This window comes from Streptomyces sp. NPDC001348 (assembly GCF_053597535.1).
Genome location: NZ_JBSFIK010000031.1, coordinates 12,998 through 34,996, shown reverse-complemented (window position 1 = coordinate 34,996; position 21,999 = coordinate 12,998). Strand labels below are relative to the sequence as shown.

18 protein-coding genes are annotated in these 21,999 nt (G+C 70.1%); 4 read left to right on the top strand and 14 right to left on the bottom strand.

The window, feature by feature from the left end:
- Together ACWC21_RS28110 and ACWC21_RS28105 are read left to right on the top strand one after the other, a co-directional pair.
- On the top strand, positions 1–818 hold an 818-nt coding region (locus ACWC21_RS28110; protein WP_450885669.1), incomplete at its 5' end, for an ester cyclase.
- Positions 819–1,084: 266 nt separating this feature from the next.
- Entirely contained in the window at positions 1,085–2,290 is a 1,206-nt protein-coding gene (locus ACWC21_RS28105) for an acyltransferase family protein (protein WP_450885667.1), read from the top strand.
- 140 nt (positions 2,291–2,430) lie between these two features.
- On the opposite strand, the gene ACWC21_RS28100 is transcribed toward ACWC21_RS28105, so the two are convergent.
- The 7 genes from ACWC21_RS28100 to ACWC21_RS28070 form a co-directional block, all read right to left on the bottom strand.
- Positions 2,431–3,333 (bottom strand): glycosyltransferase, encoded by a 903-nt coding sequence (locus ACWC21_RS28100; protein WP_450885666.1) that lies wholly within the window; start codon positions 3,331–3,333, stop codon positions 2,431–2,433.
- A 23-nt stretch (positions 3,334–3,356) separates the two neighbouring features.
- Positions 3,357–4,169 carry an AfsR/SARP family transcriptional regulator gene (locus ACWC21_RS28095; RefSeq protein ID WP_450885664.1) on the bottom strand — a complete coding sequence of 271 codons (813 nt, stop codon included), beginning with the start codon at positions 4,167–4,169 and terminating at the stop codon, positions 3,357–3,359.
- Between the two features lie 246 nt (positions 4,170–4,415).
- The gene (locus ACWC21_RS28090; RefSeq protein ID WP_450885663.1) at positions 4,416–5,039 is read right to left on the bottom strand and encodes a dTDP-4-dehydrorhamnose 3,5-epimerase family protein; all 624 of its coding nucleotides are present in this window, start codon (positions 5,037–5,039) and stop codon (positions 4,416–4,418) included.
- A gap of 761 nt (positions 5,040–5,800) precedes the next feature.
- Complete coding sequence (locus ACWC21_RS28085) at positions 5,801–6,787, bottom strand: aldo/keto reductase (protein ID WP_450885661.1); 987 nt, start codon at positions 6,785–6,787, stop codon at positions 5,801–5,803.
- Between the two features lie 46 nt (positions 6,788–6,833).
- Complete coding sequence (locus tag ACWC21_RS28080) at positions 6,834–7,850, bottom strand: NAD-dependent epimerase/dehydratase family protein (RefSeq protein ID WP_450885660.1); 1,017 nt, start codon at positions 7,848–7,850, stop codon at positions 6,834–6,836.
- Between the two features lie 114 nt (positions 7,851–7,964).
- Positions 7,965–9,353 carry an NDP-hexose 2,3-dehydratase family protein gene (locus ACWC21_RS28075; RefSeq protein WP_450885658.1) on the bottom strand — a complete coding sequence of 463 codons (1,389 nt, stop codon included), beginning with the start codon at positions 9,351–9,353 and terminating at the stop codon, positions 7,965–7,967.
- 55 nt (positions 9,354–9,408) lie between these two features.
- Positions 9,409–9,873: a nuclear transport factor 2 family protein gene (locus ACWC21_RS28070; protein WP_450885656.1), complete on the bottom strand. Its 465-nt coding sequence runs from the start codon at positions 9,871–9,873 to the stop codon at positions 9,409–9,411.
- A 220-nt stretch (positions 9,874–10,093) separates the two neighbouring features.
- Between ACWC21_RS28070 and ACWC21_RS28065 the strand changes: the two genes are divergently transcribed.
- Positions 10,094–10,513, top strand: a complete 420-nt coding sequence (locus ACWC21_RS28065; RefSeq protein WP_450885654.1) for an ester cyclase — start codon at positions 10,094–10,096, stop codon at positions 10,511–10,513.
- A gap of 293 nt (positions 10,514–10,806) precedes the next feature.
- Here ACWC21_RS28065 and ACWC21_RS28060 read toward each other — a convergent pair whose 3' ends face one another.
- Complete coding sequence (locus ACWC21_RS28060; RefSeq protein ID WP_450885768.1) at positions 10,807–12,186, bottom strand: DHA2 family efflux MFS transporter permease subunit; 1,380 nt, start codon at positions 12,184–12,186, stop codon at positions 10,807–10,809.
- A 501-nt stretch (positions 12,187–12,687) separates the two neighbouring features.
- Between ACWC21_RS28060 and rfbA the strand changes: the two genes are divergently transcribed.
- Positions 12,688–13,584, top strand: coding sequence for a glucose-1-phosphate thymidylyltransferase RfbA (gene rfbA / locus ACWC21_RS28055; protein ID WP_450885652.1), 897 nt, complete (start codon positions 12,688–12,690; stop codon positions 13,582–13,584).
- Positions 13,585–13,890: 306 nt separating this feature from the next.
- On the opposite strand, the gene ACWC21_RS28050 is transcribed toward rfbA, so the two are convergent.
- The 6 genes from ACWC21_RS28050 to ACWC21_RS28025 all read right to left on the bottom strand — a co-directional run bounded on the left by ACWC21_RS28050 (position 13,891) and on the right by ACWC21_RS28025 (position 21,684).
- Positions 13,891–14,958, bottom strand: coding sequence for an isochorismate synthase (locus ACWC21_RS28050; RefSeq protein WP_450885651.1), 1,068 nt, complete (start codon positions 14,956–14,958; stop codon positions 13,891–13,893).
- Between the two features lie 139 nt (positions 14,959–15,097).
- Positions 15,098–16,198, bottom strand: coding sequence for an oxidoreductase (locus ACWC21_RS28045; RefSeq protein ID WP_450885649.1), 1,101 nt, complete (start codon positions 16,196–16,198; stop codon positions 15,098–15,100).
- Between the two features lies 1 nt (position 16,199).
- Positions 16,200–17,369, bottom strand: coding sequence for an AMP-binding protein (locus ACWC21_RS28040; protein WP_450885647.1), 1,170 nt, complete (start codon positions 17,367–17,369; stop codon positions 16,200–16,202).
- Positions 17,370–17,388: 19 nt separating this feature from the next.
- Complete coding sequence (locus ACWC21_RS28035) at positions 17,389–18,360, bottom strand: 1,4-dihydroxy-2-naphthoyl-CoA synthase (protein WP_450885645.1); 972 nt, start codon at positions 18,358–18,360, stop codon at positions 17,389–17,391.
- 17 nt (positions 18,361–18,377) lie between these two features.
- Positions 18,378–20,132: a 2-succinyl-5-enolpyruvyl-6-hydroxy-3-cyclohexene-1-carboxylic-acid synthase gene (gene menD, locus ACWC21_RS28030; protein WP_450885643.1), complete on the bottom strand. Its 1,755-nt coding sequence runs from the start codon at positions 20,130–20,132 to the stop codon at positions 18,378–18,380.
- The gene (locus ACWC21_RS28025) at positions 20,122–21,684 is read right to left on the bottom strand and encodes an AMP-binding protein (protein WP_450885641.1); all 1,563 of its coding nucleotides are present in this window, start codon (positions 21,682–21,684) and stop codon (positions 20,122–20,124) included. The genes menD and ACWC21_RS28025 overlap by 11 nt, the downstream gene beginning before the upstream one ends.
- Between the last annotated feature and the right edge of the window lie 315 nt (positions 21,685–21,999).

Below are 21,999 nucleotides of genomic sequence, written 5' to 3'. Positions count from 1 at the left end.
AGGTGACCATCCGGCGCGTCTTCGCCGAGTTCGTCAACCAGGGCGACTTCTCGGTCGTGGACGAGCTCTACCGGCCGGACATCGTCGACCACGAGGGCCTGCCCGGCGCGCCCGAGGGTGCCGAGGGCGTGAAGTACACCATCGCCGGACTGCGTGAGGCGTTCCCCGACTTCCACGTCACCATCGAGGACATCAGCGCATACGACGACATGGTCGTCATCCACAACACCTGGCGCGGCACCCACCTGGGCGACCTGCTCGGCATCGGGCCCACCGGCCGCAAGTTCGTCTCCGTCGGCATCGTCATCTGGCGGTTCGACGAGGAGGGCAAGATCGCCGAGCGCTGGGCGCACGGTGTGGCGTCCAACATGTTCGCCGCGCTCGGCATGCGGATGCTGGCGCCCCGCAAGGGAGGCCGGCGCACCGCGGAGGGCGCCCGCTCCGTGATGCGCACCGTACCGTTGCGCAACGCCAAGCCCGCGGACTGGCACCGGCTCACAGAGGAGCTGCAGGGGCCGCGCCGGCGTGAGTACGAGGCCTCCCGGCGGAGGCTGGGCATCACCCACGAGGTGTTCCGCATCGACCCTCGGCCCGACCGGGACTATGTGATCGTGCACTTCGAGACCGCGGACCCGGAGCGGACCAGGAAGCGCTGGGCGGAGTCGAAGGACCCCTTCGACCTGTGGCTGCGCGAGCAGATCCTCGACATCCACGGCGAGGACCCCTGGGCCGGCCCCGCCACCTCCTGCGAGTCGTTCGGCCTCACCTGGACGGCGCCGCCGCGGCTCACCCCCGTCCGTCCCGACGGATCCCGCTGACCGGCGCCCGATCTGCCGACCGACCTTCGAGCCGCCCTCCAGACCCGGTCGGCAGACTCGGATCATTCACCGACCGCCCGGACCGACGGGCCCGCGCCGTACATCCCCCGGCGGCGCGGGTCCGTCCTTTGTCGTTGGTCCGGCCGTTGCTGCCGCGGTGGTCAGGTGCTGCCTCGAATGAGTCACGTGTTGCCTTGAGTGAGTCACGAGCGCACGACTGTACAAAAAGCGGTGCTGCTAGGACCTTACCCGAGAACGGAAGTCCCATGGCCACTGACCAAGTACTGACCGGCCCTCCTCCGGCCGGAGAGAGCGGTGCGGGTGCCCAGGCCGCCGAAGTCGCCGAGCCGAAGCGTGACCGGATCTCCCGGCTGCCGTCCCTGACCGGCCTGCGGTTCCTCGCCGCGCTGACCGTGTTCGTCTACCACACCTCCATCCCGATACCGACGCTGCGGCTGCTGGCGGACGACCGTACCGAGTTCCGGCTCTTCCACTGGTTCGACCAGGCCGGCGGGCTCGGAGTGTCGTTCTTCTTCGTGCTCAGCGGGTTCGTGCTGACCTGGTCGGCACGGGACAACGACACCACGACGGGGTTCTGGCGGCGCAGGTTCGTCAAGGTCTACCCCAACTACGTGGTCGCCTGGGTGCTCGCGATGGTGCTGTTCGCCAGTGACTCCACCGCCACCCGGACCGCCGTCGCCAACCTCTTCATGGTCCAGGTGTGGACCCCCGAGTACTACACCAACTTCAGTGTGGACCCGCCGAGTTGGTCGCTGGGCGTGGAGGCGGTCTTCTACCTGAGCTTCCCGCTGCTGCTGGCCGTGTTCCGGCGTATCGACCCCCGTCACCTGAAGTACTGGATCGCCGGGGCGATCGCCGCGGTGTGGGCCACCCCGGCGGTGGCGTACGCGGCGCTCCCGAAGACACCGCTGGTTCCCAGCGGCCAGGGCTTCTCCGAGGCCGCGTACTGGTTCAGCTATGTGCTGCCCCCGGTCCGCATGGTCGACTTCGCCCTCGGCATCCTGGTCGCGCTCGCGGTCAGGCACGGGCGCTGGCGCAACATCGGCATGATCCCGTCGTTCGTGCTGCTGGCCGGCGGGTACTGGCTCACCTTCCACCTGCCCTACTTCTACGGGCAGCGCGCCACCATGATCATCCCCATCGCGCTGCTGATCGCGGCCGCGGCGACCGCGGACATCGAGGGCCGCTTCACCCTGTTCCGCAACCGCGCGATGGTCTGGCTGGGCGAGATCTCCTTCGCCTTCTACCTGCTGCACTACATAGTGCTGTCCTGGCTCCGCAAGCAGCTCGGCACGGAGATGTACTCCAACACGGAGGGCATCGCCCTGCTGGCAGGCGCGGCCGTCGGCACGGTGGTGCTGTCCTGGCTGCTCCACCGGTTGGTCGAGACTCCGCTCGTGCGCCGGTTCAGCCGCTCGCGGCGCGCACCGCGTGCGGAGGTCGTCGCCTGATCACACCCTGGACACCACTGCCGCACGGCGGCGCGCCACTCCCCGGGGGGTGGCGCGCCGTCGCCATTGCCATCGCCACCACCCTCGTGTGTCACGCGGACCGACCGGACGAAACGGCGTCCTGCTCCTTCTCCCCGGCGTCAGCGCATCAGCGCCTCGATGTCCGGGACGAGGTCGGCCGGCGGCGGCATACGGGCGACGGTCCGCCCCAGCCGGGCGGCCGTGGGAAGCACCCGCCCGCCGTTGACGAGCTCGGCGATGTGGAAGCGCAGCCGCAGCATGCTGGGGTCGCCCGCCAGTTCGTCGTCGGACAGGCACCGGCCGATGCCGGCCTGCTCCAGGCGCTCCCCGGCCCGCCGCTCCTCCTCCCCCGCCGGCAGCACCAGCTGGGGGACCCCGAACCGGGCGGCCGCGTACACGACCCCTTCGTCCCCGCCGTGCACGACGACGACGCAGCCGGGCAGCAGCAGGCTCCAGGGATGGTCGTCGCCGGTCAGCACGAGGAGTTGCAGACCGAGGCTCTCGACGCCCTCGGCGACCCTCCGGAAGAGCCGCGCGCGACGCCGGTCCTCGGGCCGGGTCCCGGTCGGCACCCCGGTGACGAGGACCCGCGGAAGCAGCGACAGCCCGCTGAGCCGGGGCGCCGGCCGTCCGGGCAACTCGTAGGCGTCACAGCGCACCTGCCAGGCACCGGGCTGAGGAAGTTCCCGCAGCGGCGGGGGGCAGGGGTCGATCCAGACGGTCGGCCGCGGTGACAACGGCGGGTGGGCGTACGGAAGATAGCCGATGGTGGGCACCCCGGCCATGGCCGCCATGGCGGTCGAGTCGGGGCACAGCGGATCGTGGACCACCAGTTCGGGCCGCCAGGCCCGGCTGAACTGCTGCGGACCGGCCAGCACCGGGACGAGTCCGGCCCGTGCCACGCGGTGGCGGGCCCGGGCCGGACAGCAGAAGCGGACCTCGTTGCCGGCCGCGTGCAGCGCCTTGGCGAGCAACACCATGCGCAGTACGGCCGGCATACCGAGGCCCCCCGAGAACAGCACTCGCACAGCTCCTCCCTGGGCAGTCACCCGGTGAAGCGGTCGAGCACCCGCCCGGTCCCGGGATCGACGTCGAGTGCCGGGTCGCTCCCGAGCACCGCCCGCTGCAGGCGCTGCAGGCGCTGTGAGGGCTCGATGCCCAGCTCCTGCACGAGGTGGGTGCGCAGGTTCTGGAAGACGTCGAGCGCGGCGGAGGGGCGCCCGGCCCGGTAGAAGGCCACCATGGACTGGGCGTGCAGGCCCTCGTGCAGCGGGTGCCGGGCGGTCAGCGCGGTGAGCTCGGTGAGCAGTTCGGCATGCCGGCCGAGCCGGAGCTCGACGTCGTTGCGCCGCTCCAGCACCCCGAGACGGCTCTCCTCCAGCCGCATCGCCTCGATCTCCAGCAGCGGCCCGGTGCGTACGTCGACCAGGGCCGGGCCCCGCCACAGACCGAGGGCGTCCCGGAACAGTCTCGCGGCCTCCTCGTTGTCGCCCCGGTCGAAGGCGCGCTGGCCCAGAGAGGACAGCCGGTCGTACTCGTGCACGTCGATGCTGCCCGGCTCGGCGTTCAGGAGATATCCCCCGTGCCGGGTCAGCAGCAGTTCCTTGGATCCGCCGGGTTCTCCTTCCAGCGCGTTCTCCATGCAGCGCCGGAGCTGGAGGATGTACGTCTGCAGCGTGGTGAGGGCGCTGCGCGGCGGGGCGTCGCCCCAGATCTCCTCCATCAGCGCGGAGACCGGCAGGACCTGGTTGGCGTAGATGGCGAGCAGCGTCAGGATCTGCCGCGGCTTCGCCGCTGTGGGCAGGATCGGAACGCCTTTCAGTTCGGCGTCCAAAGACCCCAGAACGAAGATTCGCATGCGGTCCCCCTTGTCTCTGTCGTCGGACTTCGAAAGTCCCATGTGGGCGGCCGCCAGGACAGTGCGTCACTCCTCCTCTGCCAGGTGTGTCCGTCCTGCTCGGGGCATGAGCGATTCATGGACGGCGGGGCGGGGCGCCGGTCGGCCGGAGTGCGTTCCGGACACGGCAAAGGCCCCGCGTGCCCTCGTTGTGGGCACGCGGGGCCTCCGGTCCGGCGGGGGGGAGGTCTGCCGGACCCCTCTGGCTCAGTCGGTGCGGATCGTGGGACGGCCGTACAGCGCGAGACAGTCCTCGTAGGCCGGCAGGAGTCCCTTGGCCAGCGCCTCCTCCGCGGTGGGCGCGGCCAGGTCGTCGTCGGTCATCACCGGTGCCTCGGTGAGCCCCCACGGCAGGGCGAGGGCGGGGTCGAGTGCGCTGACCGTGTAGGCGGCGCCCGCCGTGTACGGGCGGGAGCTGTGGCAGGCGACGACCGTGTCGTCCTCGAGGGCGAGCCAGGCGTGGCCGAGGCCCTCCGAGACGAACACCCCGGACGCGGTGCGGTGGTCCAGCCAGACCGTCTCGTAGCGGCCGTAGTCCGGGGACCCGACCCGCAGGTCCACCACGACGTGGACGGCAGAGCCCCGCACACAGCCGAACAGCCTGGCCCGGCTGTCCGGGCCCGTGGTGCCGTGGATGCCGCGCAGCACCCGGCGCCGCCCGACCGACAGGTCGCTGTACCGGATCGCGAAGGGCCGTCCGATCGCTTCCTCGACGTAGTCCTGACGGAACGCCTCGTAGCGGATCACGACGTCGTCCTCAACGGCCCGGGGCGAGACCAGGAACGCGTCCGGGAGGGCGAGTTCGCTGATTTCCAGGCTCCTGAGATCCATACCCACGACGGTAGTCGCCGCAGCTCAAGACCGGCTGGAGCACCGCGGACCCCGCGGCAACAGGCGCGGGGCAGTTCTGCCTCACGGCCGCTGGAGAGGAACTCCGTCGTCGTGCGCAGGCCCTCCTCGAGGACACCTGCGGCTGCCGGCCGCGGCGGCCCGGAACGCGGAGGAGCCGACGGTCACGACGGCGACCAGTGCAGGGGACGGCGGCCCAGGAGGCGTCATGGAGGGGACGGCGCTGTGCGCGATCGCGCGGGCGCCGGGCGCGCACCGGCCCGCGACGTGCCCGAACCGGCGCGGAGCGCCTGCGGGCGGTGGGGGTGCGGAGCATGGCGTTGCTGCCGCGCTGGTGGGGGGCAGGGATGCCGGCACGCCGTGGCCGGATCGGGGCGCCCTGCCGCCGGATTGCGGCATGGGCGCAGCGGGTCACGGCGCCGCCGTCCGGCCGGCGGACCCGTGACCACGCGGCACGACGGAACCGTCCGTCGGGACCTGCTCGTCGCCCCTGCCGCCGGGGGGCGATCCCGGGTCCAGGGCCTCGCGGCGGGTCTCCCGGGCGTGGGTGCCCCGCCCGGCGCCCGGGCAATGAACAGGGCCTGTCCGGCGGATCGTGCCGCGGACGCGGGGCTCACCGGCATCGATGAGGCACCGCTGGTTTCCTGCGACCTGATCCGCCGGACAGGCCCAGGCTGCGCGCCTCTTCGCCGGCGCCCTCCGCGGTGGGATCGGACTCGTACGACTGCGTTCGGTGCTGCGGGTCAGCTCAACCAGCAGTCGGGGGCGGGGCCGCCCCGACCGACCGGCGGGAAGAGTACGTCGAGCTCGGCCAGCAGGGACTTTGGCAGCTCACACTCCAGGGCTTCGAGCGCGCCCTCGACGTGCTGCTCCGTCCGAGGCCCGATCACCACACCCGTCACACCGGGGCGGGACAGCGTCCAGGCCATACCGACCACCGCCGGCTCCAGGCCGTGGTCGGCACAGAGTTTCTCGTAGGCCTCGATGGTGTCGCGCTGCGCGTCCAGGGCCTCCAGCGCACGGCCCTGCGCGGACTTGACGGCGGAGTTGGTCCGCATCTTGCGGAGCACGCCGCCGAGCAGGCCGCCGTGCAGCGGTGACCAGACGAAGAGACCGAGTCCGTACGCCTGGGCAGCGGGGATCACCTCGAGCTCCGTGTACCGGGTGACCAGGTTGTAGACGCACTGCTCCGTGACCAGGCCCAGGCTGTTCCTGCGCTGCGCGACCGCCTGCGCGGACGCGATGTCCCAGCCGGCGAAGTTGGACGAGCCGACGTAGCGCACCTTGCCCTGGGCGACCAGGATGTCCATGGCCTGCCACACCTCGTCCCAGCCCACGGACCGGTCGAGGTGGTGCATCTGGTACACGTCGATCCAGTCCGTGCCCAGCCGCCGGAGCGACGCCTCGCAGGACGCGATGATGTTGCGGGCCGACAGGCCGTGGTCGTTCGGGCCCTCGCTCATCGGGTCGCCCACCTTGGTGGTCAGGACGACCTGGTCGCGGCGGGCGGGGCTCTTGCCGAGCCACCGGCCGATGACCTCCTCTGTGTGCCCCTTGTAGACGCGCCAGCCGTAGATGTTGGCGGTGTCGATCAGATTGATGCCCCGCTCCAGGGAATGGTCCATGAGGCGGTGCGCCTCCGGCTCCTCCACCCGGCCACCGAAGTTGACGGTGCCGAGGGCCAGCCTGCTGACCCGCAGACCGGTACGGCCCAGCTGTGTGTAGATCACGCGTCCTTCTCCTCCTTCAGGGATGAATGCTTCACCGGCAACGGGCTCAGGACACTTCGGCCTCCCGGCCGCTGGAGCAGAACTCCGTCGTCAGGCGCAGGCCCTCCTCGAGGGACACCTGCGGTGCCCAGCCGGTGGCGGCCCGGAACGCGGAGGAGTCGATGGTCACACTCCGGAAGTCGCTGACCTCGGCGTACTCCGGGGGTTGCACGGAGACCACCGGCACGGGTTCCTTGCCCGTCTGTTCGGCGACCAGCGCGGAGACCTTGGTGAACACGTCCCCGAGCGGGGCGCCTTGGCCGGTGCCGATCAGCCAGTGCTTTCCCGCGAGCTCGTCCATGCAGGGGATGGCGGCCCAGAAGGCGCGGGCGACATCGTCGACGTGGAGCAGGTCCCGGCGGACCGTTCCGTCGTGCCACATGGTCAGGGGCTCGCCGGCCACCGCGCGGCGCGTCATCGTGGAGACGATGCCCTTGTCCCGGGCGGTGGACCCGGCGCTGTAGCCGTACAACGTGGTCAGGCGCAGGGAGGCGCCACGCACCGTTCCCGCTGCGTCGGCCGCCAGCAGCAGTCGCTCCGCCTCGAGTTTCAGTCGTTCGTAATAGCCCTCCGGCCGGTCGGGTTCCGTGCCGTCCAGGACCTCCTTGTCCGAAGTGCCGGCCTCCGTGACCGATCCCGTGAACAGGACGGTCGGGGGTGCCGTGGCATCGGCCCGGTCACCGAGGGCGTGCAGCAGGTCCTGCATCAGGCCCACGTGGACGCGTTCGGCTCCTGTGTCGCCATCCGCAATGCGCCAGGTGGACGCCCCTGCGATGTACGCCAGCGAGTGGATGACCACATCGGCGCCGGCGACGGCGGCGGCCATCCGGCCGGGCTCGGTGAGATCCGCGGAGAGCACCTCGATCTCGGCACGGGCGTCCTGGGGGACGGGGCACTTCCTGCGGGAGACGGCCCGTATCCGGACCGGGTGCCGTGCCAGCTCGCGGAACACGGCGGATCCGACGAAGCCCGCGGCGCCCAGCACCACGATGAGCGGGGAGTTTCGGGGAGCGGTCACGCCCATACCTCCAGGGGAGTTTGTGTGGTCCATGAACCTGTGCCAGTTCGGTCGGCCGGTGCTCAGTGCGCCGTACAGCTCGTGGAGGAGCGAGCCGGCACGGCCGTTACCCGCGGGGGGTCAGAGAAGACATGCGGCCAGGCTCCGCGCCTCGACGTTGACGTGGTATCCGAAATGTGTGAGGCGGTTGAGCAGACCGAGGGTCATCCACCGGTAGTTCTCCGGCGCCTCGATCTCGTGGTCCTCGGGGAGTTCGACGACCAGGTGGCGTGTGTCCGCCTTGGAGAAGCGGCCGCCGTCCTCCGACTGGACGGCGTCCAGCCGGGTCCAGGATTCCGGTGCGTCGAGATACTCCGTGAGCGGCGGGAAGTCCTCGGGGCCGCGGTGGTAGCCCGGGGAGAACTGCACGGTGGGTGCGAGTTCGAGACGGTCCGTCAGGCCGGGCTGGACCTGGGCCTGGACCAGGAACTGCAGTACCCCGGCCCGACGCTGGCAGATCAGGGCGACGGCGTTTCCGGGGCGGGGTTCCAGCATGGGCTGCCACCATGTGCCGACCTCCCGGCTCGTCGCCTGGACCGACATGCCGATGATGTCGAAGATGCGGCCGTCGCGATGCCGGATGCTGTCGTCGTCGCAGATCCATTCGTCCATGTCCCGCAGGCTGGTCCGCCTGACGTCCAGGCTGAACTTCGCCTTCTGGTCGAAGAGCCACGTCAGCGTGGAGGAGAGGTCGGCCTCCGAGGACGGCGTCCGATGCGACTTCAGGAGTTCGGCGTGGAATCCGTCGGACTGCTCACCGTAGGGCGGTCGGTTGCCGTCGGCGGCACCGTAGGCTATTCCGGAAAGCACGGTACGGGCGTTCATGTTGACGCCGTTGCCCTGGATGAGCTGCTGGCGCACCTGGCCCAGGGTGAGCCAGGTGAAGTCGTCCTCGACCGGTACTTCCTCGTCCTCGGGCACCTCGACGATCATGTTGCGGTTGCGCTTGTACAGGTACCAGAAGCCGTGCTCGGACAGGAGTTGGTCGAACAGGACACGCCGGCGCGTGCCCTCCAGGAAGTAGTCCAGATACGGGGTGGCCCTGCCGCCGTGGACACGCTTGTAGTTGCTCTGGGTCGCCTGGACGGTCGCCGCGTACTGGACGAAGGTGGTGTTCCCCGGCTCCATCTTCGCCTGCATGAGGAAGTGGAGTACGCCGTCGAACCGCTTGGCGAGGATCCCCAGGATGCCGATCTCCGGCTGGACGATGATCGGCTGGCACCAGTGCGCCACAGGTCCGAAATCCGTCCGTACGGAGAGCCCTTCGACGGTGAAGAACTTTCCGTCGGCGCGGCTGAGCCGGTCACCGAGGTGCCAGTTCGGAAGACTGGCCAGTGGCACCCGTTCGACGTCGTACGAAGCGGAAGCCTCCCGTTCCTTGAGGAAGGCGTCCGGGTCGGGGGTCAGCGGGGACTGCGGCACCATCGCCGACGCCAGGAAGTCGTCGGCGCCGTTCACCTCGGGCTGCATCCTGCTACTTCCTTTCAACTGTCTGGGCATGACCGGCGAGCCGGCTTCGGGAGGATCAGGCGAGCTGACGGGCGATGGTGGCCATGTCGAAGTACATCGTCTTGTCGATCAGCACATCGCCGTCGAAGTGGAAGAAGATCGCCAACGGGGCGTCCATGGTCTTGCCGCGGTTGGGGATGCCACGCCAGTCCGCCTCCTGCTTGGCACGGAACTGCGCCTCCACGATCACGGCGGTCGGCGTGTGGTGGACGTGGAACAGGCTGTGCTCGGCGACCGGGAACGCCTTCTGCAGATCGTCGAAGTAGCCCTTCTTGATGGCTTCTTCACCGATCAGCGGGGACTCCTCGAAGGGGATGATCCGGTACACGCCGCCGTGCGGGAACGTCGCGATCACCCTGTCGATGTCCCAGGAGCCCTGGACGGTGTGCTCGATGACGATCGCAAGGCGCCGCTTGCACAACTCCTCGTCCGGCGGCGGCAGGTCGGCGCCGGGCAGCGTGAACTCGTGCTCGGTGGCCATGGAGGCTCCTTGAGACAGTGGTTGGTTCGGTCCGAAAACTGACGCTAGGCCGCCCCCCTCGCCTGTCCCTCGCGCTCCACTGGAGCGCTCAGCGGGCGGCTGGAGCGCTCAGGGGCGGCCGCGACCGCGCGCCCGGACGCGTGCTCCAGGGGGATTCGACCGCGGGTGGCGATGCTTCGGCTTCATCGTTCTTCTCCCCGACCCGCTGAGAGAGGCCGGCATGTCGAGCAATCACCACGCTCTGATCCGCAGCTTCGTGGACATGATCAACAGCCATGACATCAGCACCATGCCGGAGCACACCGCGTCCGGACACATCGACCACAACCCCGTGGTGGCCGACGGCATCGAGGCCAACCAGGCTTTCTGGGTCCAGGTGTTCACCGCCTTCCCGGACCTGAAGGCCGTGCTGCACGACGTCATCTCGGAAGGGGACCGGGTGGCCGCCCGCCTGGAGTACTCCGCGACCCACCAGGGCACGTTCCTCGGCATACCGGCGACCGGCCGCCCGGTGAGCTTCCAGTCCATCGACATCTGGAGGGTGGAGGACGGGCTGCTCGCCGAGCACTGGGACCAGCTCAACATGGACGACCTCTTCCGGCAGCTGGGGGTCGACCCGGCGGCGCTCGCGAAGTCCTGAACCAGCCGGGCCACCGTCCAAGTGCCCGCCGGCGGACGGGAAACCGGCGGCCGCGCGGCCTGACGCCCCCTACGCACCGTGCCCCGCGCTCCTCCGAGAGCGCGGGGCACGGTGCGTAGGGGGGTCGGTCAGCCGACGAACCCGGGAACCACACGGCCGTGCCGGCCCTCGGTGCGCACCGCCGGTCGACCGGTGCGCATCCGGCGTCGTCGTACGGGACCCGGACGACGTGATGCCGATCCGCGGCCCGACGCGATGTCGTCGTGTCGGGCCGCGGATCGGCGTACCGGGTGTCAGCGGGTGGCCGAGGCGGTCGGTGCGACCGCCTCCCCGGCCGGTTCGGCACCGTACTGCTCCTGCGCACCGGCGGGCCGGGTGGAGAAGAGCATCACCACCGCGGCGATCGCCATGGCCCCCGCGCCGACCCACAGCGCGGGCACGAAGCCGTCGACGAAGTCCTGACCGGACGCGTAGCCGCCGTTGTGGGTGAAGACGCTGGTGAGGACGGTCACGCCGAGCGGCGCGCCCAGCTCGCGGGCGGCCGAGTTCGCGCCGGAGGCGATGCCCTGCTCGGAGACGTCGACGGAGCTCATCGTCAGGTTGAACAGCGGGGCGAAGAAGCAGGCGACGCCCACGCCGCCCAGGAGGAAGCCGGGCAGCTGCTCGGCGTAGGACGCGTCGGGACTCATCACCAGCGCCCAGTAGGCGAAACCGGCGGCGAGCAGCGCCAGTCCGAGGACCGCCACGGGACGTCCGCCGATCCGGTCCGACATGATGCCCGCGACGGGTGCCACCAGGAGCGGCATCGCCGTCCAGGCCAGCATTCGCACGCCCGCCTCCGTCGGTGTCATGTGCTGGATGTTCTGCATGAACTGCGTGATGAGGAAGACGACGCCGTACATGCCGAAGGCCATCAGCAGGGCGCCGGCGTTGACGGCGCTGAAGGCCCGGTTGCGGAACATGCCCATGGGCAGCATCGGCGCGCTGCTGCGCCGCTCCCACAGAACGAACAGGGCGACCAGCACGGCGCCCGCCACCATCGGGCCGATCACCTGCGGTGCGCCCCAGCCGTCGTGGCCGCCCGCCCGGATCAGGCCGTAGACCAGGCCGAGGATGCCGAGGCTGACCAGGACCGTGCCCGGCGCGTCCAGGCGGTTGTTGGGACCACGGCTCTCGGCCAGACTGCGCCAGGCGGCGGGGGCGAGCAGCAGGCCCACCGGCACGTTGATCCAGAAGATCCAGTGCCAGGAGATGTGTTCCGTCACTACGCCGCCCACCAGCGGGCCGCCTGCGATGGACAGTCCGCTGACCGCGCTGTAGACGCCGAGGGCCGCGCCCCGTTTGGCCGCGGGCACGGCGTGGGTGAGCAGGGTGAGGGAGAGCGGCATGATGATGGCGGCGCCGACACCCTGGACCACACGGGCGGCGATCAGCTCGCCGATGCCCGGTGCCAGGGCGGCCGCGGCCGATGCCGCCGTGAACAGCAGCAGACCGGTGATGAACATCCGGCGGCGCCCGAACCGGTCGCCCAGGGCGGCACCGAACATCATCAGCACGGCGAACGACAGCGTGTAGGCGTTCACCGTCCATTCCAGGTCCTTCAGGCTGCCACCAAGATCGTCCCTGATGGTGGGCAGCGCGATGAGGACCACCAGATTGTCGAGCCCCGCCATGAAGGCGGTCAGGCCCGTGATCAGCGTGGCCACGCCCGGGGAGTTCCCCGTCCCAGCCGTGTTGCCGCCGGCGGCGACATTGTCAGTACTCATCCAGGGAGTTCCTTCCGACTTCACCGTGGAGGAACAACGGTTTCCGTTGCGTGATCGGTGACGAAGCGCCGACCCGGTGCTGACGGCGCAGGGCATCACGCCGAGGCTAGACAGCCGTGCTCGGGCGCCGGTCGAGTCGCGAGCCACGGCCCCGGACCACGGCTGCCTCCAGCGCTTCTCCGCCCGCGTCCGATCGGACCGCAGCACCATCGGGCCGACGGAACCCGGGCAGGACCCGGGGCCCGCACCGCCACAGGCGCCCCCTGCGCCCGGCCGTACCGCATTCACCCGCCCACCCTGGGAGGCACCGCATGACAACGGAACCGACCGACCGGCCCCTGTGGCTCCGCCCGGCTGCGCCGAGTACGGCTGCCGCCGGCCGGGTTCGGCAAGGGAGCGAGAGCTGAGATGAAGGGCATCATCCTCGCGGGCGGCAGCGGTACCCGGCTGCGTCCGCTGACCGGGGCGCTGTCCAAGCAGATCCTGCCGGTCTACGACAAGCCCATGATCTACTACCCGCTCTCCACGCTCATGCTGGCCGGCATCCGGGACATCCTGGTGATCTCGTCCAGGGACCACTCGGACAGCTTCCGCACCCTCCTCGGGGACGGCTCCCGGCTCGGCCTGAACATCTCCTACGCGGAGCAGGACCAACCGCGTGGCATCGCCGAAGCGCTGCTCATCGGCGCCGACTTCATAGACGGCGACCAGGTCGCGCTGGTGCTCGGCGACAACATATTCCACGGGCCGCGTTTCGGGCTGCTCCTGGACGACGCGGTGCGCCGGCTCGACGGCGCGGCGCTGTTCGGATACCGGGTGCGTGATCCGCAGCGCTACGGGATCGGGGAGATCGACGAGGAGGGCCGGCTGCTGTCCCTGGAGGAGAAGCCGCGCCACCCGCGTTCCAACCTCGCGGTGACCGGGCTGTACTTCTACGACAGCGACGTGGTCGGGATCGCCAAGAACCTCTCCCCCTCGGCGCGCGGCGAGCTGGAGATCACCGACGTCAACCTGGCCTACCTGGCGCGGGGCCGGGCCCGGCTCACCGAGCTCGGCCGCGGCTTCGCCTGGCTGGACATGGGCACCCACGACTCGCTGCTGCAGGCGGCGCAGTACGTCCAGCTGGTCGAGCAGCGGCAGGGCGAGTTCATCGCCTGCGTCGAGGAACTGGCGCTCAACCGCGGCTTCATCACCCCCGAGCAGTGCCTCCGCCTCGGCGAGGAGATGCGGGGTACGGACTACGGCACCTATGTCACCGAGGTGGCGTCCCGCCACCTGCCGCAGCCGGCCGTCCGCGCCGCCTGACCGCAGTCACCCGTGCTCGGCCAAGGCGTCCTCCATGCTCCCGGTACGACCGTGCGCCGCTCGGCCCCGAGGGCCCGGCGACGTCGCCGTCACCTTCTGCCACCGGGACCGCCCACGCCGACGCCCCCTCGACTTCCGGATCTCCACACACCGGGAGATCCGGACCGGCCGCCCTACAGGACGGCTCATCCCTCGTGGGCTTCAGGCACCACCTGCGTCCCACGACCGTCCCCGGCGAGGCGACCCATCTGGTCTCCCGCCGGGGAGTCACCATCCCGCACGGCGCCGGGCACGAGCCGAGGAGCCTCAGGCGGCACGAGCCGGCTCACGGGACACCACGGGGCCGTACGCCCGTGAACGGGTGCCCGGAGACGGTTCCACGCCGAGCGCTCGACGCATCGTCGCGAGCTTGGCCGTGGTCTCCGCGAACTCGATGTCCAGTCGGCTGCCGGCCACCACGCCGCCGCCGGCGCGCAGACTCAGACTGCCGTGCTCCCGTGCATCGAGGTCGAGGCCTCGCAGCGCCATGTAGAACTCGCAGTCACCGTTGCTGTCGGTCCAGCCGACGAGGCCGCCGTAGTACCCGCGCGTCGATTCGTTCATCGTGATCAGGTGGAGCGATTCGGCCTGGGGGACACCGCAGACCGCCGGTGACGGGTGCAGCGCCGACACGAGATCGGCTACGCGCACCCGGGAATCGACCAGACGGCCCCGGATGGGAGTCCCCAGGTGCCATACGCCGGGCACCCCCAGCAGTTCGGGTTCGTCGGGGTGGTCCAGCACGGTGCAGAAGGGCGTCAGGCCCTTGTGCATGAACTCGACCAGGTGACGGTGCTCGGCCAGGTACTTGTCCGTGAACAACTCGGCACGGGCCCGCTCCTTGTCCTCGGCGACCGAGAGCGCGGGGTTCCGCGGGATCGTCCCGGCCAGCGGCGTCATCGTGACGACATCGCCGCTCTTCCTCAGGAAGAGCTCCGGGCTCGCCCCGAGGGTGTAGACACCGGGTGTCTCCAGGTGCTCGACGAGGTAGCTGTGCACCCCGGGGTACATGTCCACGATGCGCCCGTACAGCCGCATCGGGTCGACGGACTCGGTGGGGAAGTACCGTTCGGCCCGTGCTACGACGATCTTCTCCAGGGTGCTCTCCGGCGAGCGGAGCATGGGCAGCACGCGCTCGACCAGACGTATGTAGTTGGCCGTCTCGGCGTCGTTGAATCCGACGTCCGGGAGGAAGTGGCCACCGGTCCCGGCGCTGCCCGGGGAGAGGACCGGACGGCCCGTACCGCGCTGCCCCAGGAAGAACGACGAGGCCCCTGGGTCGTGGTCGAACGGCACCGCGCCCGCGACGAGATTGCCGTGGGTGCCCTTGCGCACCGCGTCCTCCGCCTCGGACAGGCTGGTGAAACGGGTCAGCGGGCCGGTGAGGCCGACGGAAGTGCTCGGGCCGTGCAGAAGGAACCGGGGCGCGACGGTGGTCGGGCGACTCGGGCGTCGCCCTTCCCAGAGGTGCTGGTCAGGTATGGATCGGCTGCCGGCTTGTGTAGGTCCACCTTTCATAGTCGGTGTATCCCTCACTTTCGCCCTCGTAGAATTTTTTGGGGTTCGGAACGGCCATGGGCGCTCGGTGGAGCAGACGCTCGGGCAGATCCGGATTGGAGATGAAGAGACGTCCCAGGGACACGGCGGACGGTCCCGCGCCGAGCCGGGCTTCGATCCTGCTGACGAGTTCCGAGGTGGACCACTCCAGGTCCGTGCCCAGGTTGTGGATCCAGCCGCCCGTCCAGTGCGCGCGGACCCAGGCGAGCACGTCCGGGTCGCTGCTCGAGGAGGTGTGGATGTAGGCGAGGCGCCGTACCGAAGGGTGGGACAGCAGAGCGTGGTACACGTCCGGCCCGTCGCCTCGCACGGTGCGGTCCGCGGAGAATCCGGGAGACAGCCTGAGCCCCACCCGGCCGTGACCCACCTCCGCCGCGACGGCCTCGACCACCCGGACGGGAAACAGACACCGGCTCTCGGCGGATCCGCCATGGGCGTCGGTACGCAGATTCGTCCCCGAGCCGAGGAACTGGTGCAGGAGGTAGCTGTTGCCGCCGTGGATCTCCACGCCGTCGAAGCCCGCCGCCACGGCCAGGGCGGCGGCGCGTGCGAACTCCTCGACGGTGGTGTCGATGTCGCCGTCGGTCATCGCCCGGGGAACGGGACGGTCGGGCACCCGGCCGTCGGGTGCGCCCGTCCCGCGGGGAACGACCGCCGAGGGCGCCAGCGGGGTCCTGCCGCCGTTGACCTGGGGCCGGGCCGCGCTGCCGGCATGCATCAACTGCAGGACCATGCGCCCTCCCCGGCCGTGGACGGCTTCGACCACCCGGGCCCATGCCGCCAGGTCCTTCCTGCCGATCATGTGAGGGCTGCCGGGGTACGCCTTGCCGATGAGTGAGGGGTGGACGCTCTCCGTCACGACGAGTCCGGCCGAGGCACGCTGCCGGTAGTACTCGCGCATCAGCTCGTTGGGTGTGCCGTCGGCGTCCGCCCGGCGACGCGTCATGGGACACATGACGATCCGGTTGCCGGCGCGGATGTCACCGAAGGCCACCGGTGAGAACAGGTCTCCTGACATGTCAGCCTTCCCTGACGTGTGCTGGGGCGTACAGGGCGGCGCTCAGCCGCTCACGGACCGCGGACCGGTCGATCTTCGAGTTCGGCAGCAGGGGGACGTCGTCGTGGAAGACGATCCTCTTGGGGACCGCGGCCGGCCCCAGACGGCGGCGTACCCGTTCCCTGAGGACCTCCCTGTCCGGTGCGAACGTTCCTGCCCGGGGGACGACATGGGCTCCGACGAGTTCGCCCCACTCATGATCGGGAAGCCCCATGACCACCGCACTGTCGACCCAGCCGACGCCGAGCAGGGCCTGTTCGACCTCCCCCGCGGAGATCTTGAGCCCGCCGGTGTTGATGAGGTCGTCGATCCGCCCGAGAGGGACCAGGCGGTGGTGGTCGTCCCACCGGGCACGGTCGGAGGTCCGGTACCAGCGCCGGCCGCCGTCCGTGTAGAACCTGCTCTGCTCCTCCTCGGTGGCGCCGAGGTAGGTGCTCGCCACGGTGTCGCCGCCGACGTGCACGATCTCGTCCACGATGCGCACCCGCACGCCGTCGAGGGGCACTCCCCCGTAGACGCATCCGCCGCCGGTCTCCGTCATCCCGTACGTGGCCACGAAGTCCGTGAGCTCCCGGAGTTGTGTTGCGGTGTGGTGGTCCAGCGGTGCCCCGCCCACCAGGACGTGGTCGAAGCTCGCCAGTGCCGCCCTGGCGTCGGCGTCCGCGAGCAGTCGCTTGACCTGGGTGGGGACCAGCGCGGTGTAGCGCCTCCCGGTCCCCATTCGGTTGGTGGCGGCCACGAAGGCCGCGGCGTCGAACCGACCGCCGTCGAGCGTCGTCACCCGGGTGCCGCTGACGACCGCGCGGGAGACCACCTGGAATCCGGCCACGAATCCGACCGGGAGACAGAGCAGCCAGTCGCCGGGTCCGCCGAGTCGGCGGAGCGTCGCGGAAGAGGAGGCGAGGAGGGCGCTCCGCGGCAGGGCCGTCCGCTTGGGAGCGCGGGTCGACCCCGACGTCGACAGCACCACCGCGGTGCCGTCCGGAACGGTCCCGGGCAGGTCCCGTGCCGCGGCGGCACCGGCGACCGGGGCGATCGCGGGACCGCCCTCGTACACCTGCTCGATGGCGCGCATGAGGACGTCGACGGCCTGGGCCGAAGGGCCGGGCAGTACGACAGGGCGTAAGGACACAGCCGACACAGCGCCCCCCTCAGAAGAAGTAGGGGTGGTCGGACCAGTCGGGTGTGCGCTTCTCGAGGAAGGCGTTGCGCCCTTCGACGGCCTCGTCCGTCATGTAGGCCAGACGGGTCGCCTCTCCGGCGAAGACCTGCTGGCCCACCATCCCGTCGTCCGGGAGGTTGAAGGCGAACTTCAGCATCCTGATCGCCTGCGGGGACTGGGCCGTGATGTCACGGCAGTACTCGATCGCCGTGCGCTCCAGGTCCGCGTGCGGGACGACCTCGTTGACCGCCCCCATCTCGCACATCCGGTCGGCGTCGATCTCGCGCGCCAGGAAGAAGATCTCCCGGGCGAACTTCTGGCCCACCTGGCGCGCCAGAAGCGCGGAACCGTAGCCGGCGTCGAACGAACCCACGGTGGCGTCCGTCTGCTTGAACTTGCCGAACTCGCGGGAGGCGATGGTGAGGTCGCAGACGACGTGCAGTGAGTGCCCGCCGCCTGCCGCCCAGCCCGACACGGCGGCGATGACGACCTTGGGCATGGTGCGGATCAGTCGCTGCACCTCCAGGATGTGCAGCCGCCCCGCGCGGGCCGGGTCGATGTCCTTCGCGCTCTCGCCGTCGGCGTAGCGGTAACCGTCGCGCCCGCGGACGCGTTGGTCGCCTCCCGAGCAGAACGCCCAGCCGCCGTCACGGGGAGAGGGGCCGTTGCCGGTCAGGATGACCGCACCCACGTCGGAGGACATACGGGCGTGGTCCAGGACGCGGTAGAGCTCGTCGACGGTCGCGGGACGGAACGCGTTGCGCACGTGCGGACGGTCGATGGCGATCCTTACCCAGGGGAGGTCCCGCACGACGACGCCCCGGGTGTCGCGTTCGACACCGCGGTGGTAGGTCGTGTCCCGCAGATCGTCGAAGCCCTCGACCTCGCGCCAGCACGAGGGGTCGAACGGGTTGGTGACAGAGGCGGCCGTGGTGGTGGGGGCCGTGGTGGTAACAGACATCTTCCAACTTCCGCTTCTCAACTGGTCAGGGCGGACACAGGGGCCGCCTCGGCGGTGACGGGACTTCCGGCCGGAGGGACGGCGGGGTTGAGCACTGCGTCGACCCGCTGTCGTGCGGTGCTGTGGACGCTGCGCAGCGTCGTGCGGGTGACGGGGACTTCCAGGACGATCGGTCGCTTCGCCCGACGGGCCGCCCGGAGCGCGGCGCCGAGTTCGTCGGTCTCCACCAGGCGGTGGGAGACGGCGTACGCCCCGCACAGAGCCGCGAAGTCGACGTTCTGCGGTGTTCCGTAGATCCGCTCGAAGGTGTTGCCGAAGGGGGACGACTTGTACACGGGGTGTCCCTGTTCCAGCAGCTCGAATATGCCGCCGCCGGCATCGTTGGAGACCACGACGATCAGGTTGTCCGGCACCTGCTCGAGAACACCGAACTGCAGGGCGGACGAGTCGTGGGCGAAGGTGAGATCACCCACGAGCGCGACGACCGTCCGGTCGGGGGAGGCCAGTGCGGCGCCCACCGCGGCGCTGATGTTGCCGTCGATACCGGCCACACCACGGTTGGACAGCGCCCGGACCCCGCTGGGCAGACGACCGGTCAGCGACACGTCCCGGACCGGGTTCGAGGCCCCGAGCCAGAGCAGGTCCCGGGGTTCGAGCGCCTCCCGCACCGCGTTCGCGACGCCGAGCCCGGTGCGCCGATGACCGTCGTCGCGCAGGACGTCCGACCAGGCGCGGCGCACGGCCCGGTCCACGTGCCCGAGTTCCTCGGTCCAGGACGGACTCGTCACACCGTCGAACACCGGGTGTGCGGTCACCACGTCGATGTGCGGCGCGGCATAGATCCAGTCGTCGTCCCCGTCGCCGACCAGGACCGTGGTGACGTCGCGGCGGGCCAGCAGCGCCCCGACCTGCCGGTGCAGTGTCGGACGGCCGCACACCACGACCACGTCCGGCTGTACGTGGTCCAGCACCCAGGGGTGCAGGGTCCTGCGGCCGCCGGCGTCGACGGTCGGTTCCACGACGCAGGGGACGGTCTCGGGCACGGTGCCGAGGTCCGCGCCGTCACCTGCGACGAGGATCGTACGGCGGGTCAGGTCGATGGGGTGGGGTGCCGCCGCTCCGCGGTCGCGCGGCGCGGTCCGGATCCAGGGCTGCCCTTCCTGACGGCCGCTCGGGAACGGGACGTACCTGTTCGCCGGCGGGCGTCCGGACGGCAGGGGCACATCGATCTGCACCGGTCCGGGGCGCCCGTGCAGCCGCCCGCTGCCGATCGCCAGGGTGTGGCAGATCTGCGATCGCACCGTGGCGTTCGGGTCCGGGGTCGCTTCCGTCCCGACCTGCAGGTGCTGAACGTGGCGCACCTGCGAGGTGAGCAGCTGGGTCTGCTCGACGGTCTGTGACGCCCCGGTGCCGAGCTCCGCGAGCGGGCGGTTGGCCGTCACCAGAACGAGGGGGATCCGCGAGTAGTCGGCCTCCGTCACGGCGGGCAGCAGATTCGCCACCGCCGTACCCGACGTGGTCACGACCGCGGTCGGGACGCCCGTCGCCTTCGTCATGCCGAGGGCGAGAAAGGCGGCCGACCGCTCGTCCAGGCGGACATGGAGCCCGATGTCTCCCGCGGCTTCCCGCCGGGACAGTTCGAATCCGATGGGGCCGTTCCTTGATCCGGGGCAGTAGACGAACGTCTCGATCCCGGCCCGGACGAGTTCGTCGACGACGACCGCCGCGATCACGGACGGCCCCCAGGCCTGCGTGGTGGATTCAGGCCGCATGGGTGATCTCGGTCCGCAGCAGTTCCTCCAGCCGATTGCGCTGGATCTTCATGGTGGCGGTGCGGGGGAACCTGTCGAACGGCAGGACCACCGGCGCCTGGAGTGCCGGGAGGTCGGCCACACTGGCCCACCAGGCGTCCCAGTCCATCTGCTGCCCCGTGGCGACCGAGACCACGGGCTGCGGGTCGCCGTCCGCCGTGCGGACCAGGACGACCTCGTTCAGGAACGACAGCTTGTCCAGGAGCGCGTCCTCGATGGCCAGTGTGCTCCTGACGTCATCGATCAGGTCCACCTGCCGGTCGTGCAGGGCGACTTGGCGGGCGCGTCCCATCTCGCCCTGGTCCCCGCTGTTCCACCAGCCGTTCCGCAGGTTCTGCTCGAAGCGCTCCTCCTCACCGTAGTAGGTGACCGCGCGACCGCGGGAGAACATCTCGATAGCGCCCTGCTTACCGCGGGGCAGCGGGTTGCCGGCCTCGTCCACGACCCGGACGCGGGTGAGCTTCGGCATGCCGATGCCCATCCACCGGGCGTCGGTGAAGCGCAGCGTCGTCCGCGTGTGCGGGCGCAGCACCATGGGACCGCATTCGCTCTGCCCGTAGACCTGCAGGTAGACGGGCATCCGGTGGGACGACGCGTTGAGGTACTTGAGCATCGTGCCCTTGTTGACGGCGTCGAAGGTCGAGTGCAGGTACCTGACACTGGAGAAGACCGAGGGGTCGCGGTCCAGGACGGACGTCCACCGCACGAGGTGGTTCGGGTGCGACTCCAGGGCGATGGGGCGGTACTTGCGCAGGACGGCCTCGACGTTGGCTTCCTGGGGGTCACCGATGTTCAGGAACGAGTGCCCGTAGGACATGAGCGACGAGATGCCGATGTTGAACCGGCTGTGCACCGGGGAGATGTGGAAGGCGACCAGGCCCGCCGGGTCGATGAAGGACACGATGCGGCGCTGCCAGGTGACCCGCCAGCCCATCGAGGTGGGAGAGTGGGCGATCAGCTTGGGGATGCCCGTGGTCCCCGAGGTGTGCGTCATGTAGGCGATGTCGTGCGCCCCCGGTTTCCGTCCGGAACCCGTGGGGTGATCCACCACGATGTCCCTGATCGCGAGGGCGTCGAGCTTCCGGGCGTCTTCGACCGAGGAGATGTCCGCGGCCTTCTCGATGGTCTCGGCGTCGTGGATCAGCCACGGCCGCTTCAGCCGGGCCGCCATCACGGTGACCGTGCGGGCGTCGAGATGGGGGGAGATCATGACGGGTACGGCGCCGGCGTAGGAGACGGCCACCGCCAGCAGGTAGCTGTCGAAGAGGGCGGACTTGTAGATGACGACGTGGTCGCCCGGCTCGACGCCCCGCGCGATGACCTGTTCGCCGCACTGGGCGACGGCTGCGGTGGCTTCGGCGTACGTCGCGTGCAGTCCCAGCTCGGGGAACGCCGGCGGCGGCGCGTCCATGTGGATCATCGACGCGGGGTGTGCGTCCGCCGCCGCGCGGAAGTTCTCGAACAGGTAGAGCGGCTTGGACCTGGGGTTGAAAAGCTCCTTGAGCGGGAGCATCAGCGGGTACCTCCGGCATGGACAGGATGCGGTCCACGAGAACCGATCCGAAAAGGATCTTCATTGATTGCCCCCCGAATAAGGGGTATTGGCAAGATGATTGGCGAGCGTGAAGTGTTCGGCAAGTAGGAACTTTCAAGTGCCTGCCCAGCGTGCGTCGTAGGCACTTCCAAGTGCCTACTTGCCGACGGTCGCGCCTTTTCGGAGCATGAGGAAATGACCCTTTGCGCCGGCCGTTCCGGCAGGCGAATCAGAGGTATGCGATAGTCGGCTTGGCACGGCCGCCATTGCCGGTTTCGGCCCTTCTTTTCTCAC